This is a genomic window from Candidatus Nitrosotalea sp. FS, assembly GCF_011319475.1.
Lineage (GTDB): Archaea > Thermoproteota > Nitrososphaeria > Nitrososphaerales > Nitrosopumilaceae > Nitrosotalea.
Genome location: NZ_RCMC01000198.1, coordinates 4,989 through 5,466 on the forward strand (window position 1 = coordinate 4,989; position 478 = coordinate 5,466).

The following is a 478-nucleotide window of genomic DNA, read 5'->3' on the forward strand; positions in this document are numbered from 1 at the left end:
TATGGTGGTGTAACACTTGGTGCTTCAACAGGCACACAGCACTGGAATACCCACATGCCAAGTGCCATCACTGGCGCATCAAGCTCCAAAGTGGTACCCACGCCAGGTGCTGTCACTTGCAAGTGGACTGCAAGCAGTGGTGACTTGTGGGACGATGTTGCACTCGAGGTAGGGGCATCAAAATAGAAGAATTGTACAGAGAATTTCTACTACATGAATAAATAAAGAAAACAGCTATAAATTACTGGCTACATGTTTGTCCTAAATTTCAATAACAAACAAGCTGAAGAGATCGCAAAAGATTTTCTGAGCCAGAGCTATTCTGTAATCAAGATAGAAAAATCAGTTCTAGTAGACCAGACCTGGATAGTAGAGCTCCTGGTTTCTTCATATGGTAAAGACACCGTCAAAAAAATCAAAATTAATAACAAGACTGGCCATATCATGGGATTTGAATAAAATCAATACAGGTAAATTT

The 478-nt window shown here is 40.4% G+C and carries 2 protein-coding genes; both read left to right on the plus strand.

The genetic code is table 11. From position 1 onward, the window contains the following. A partial coding sequence (locus tag DYY66_RS07245) for a hypothetical protein (RefSeq protein ID WP_166287543.1) occupies positions 1-186 on the plus strand: 186 nt, incomplete at its 5' end. Positions 187-252: 66 nt separating this feature from the next. Continuing rightward, the gene (locus DYY66_RS07250; RefSeq protein WP_166287546.1) at positions 253-459 is read left to right on the plus strand and encodes a hypothetical protein; all 207 of its coding nucleotides are present in this window, start codon (positions 253-255) and stop codon (positions 457-459) included. The last annotated feature ends 19 nt before the right edge of the window (positions 460-478 follow it).

Coding starts and splice junctions, on each gene's coding strand:
- DYY66_RS07250 (WP_166287546.1), top strand. CDS start 253: ATGTTTGTCCTAAATTTCAATAACAAACAAGCTGAAGAGATCGCAAAA.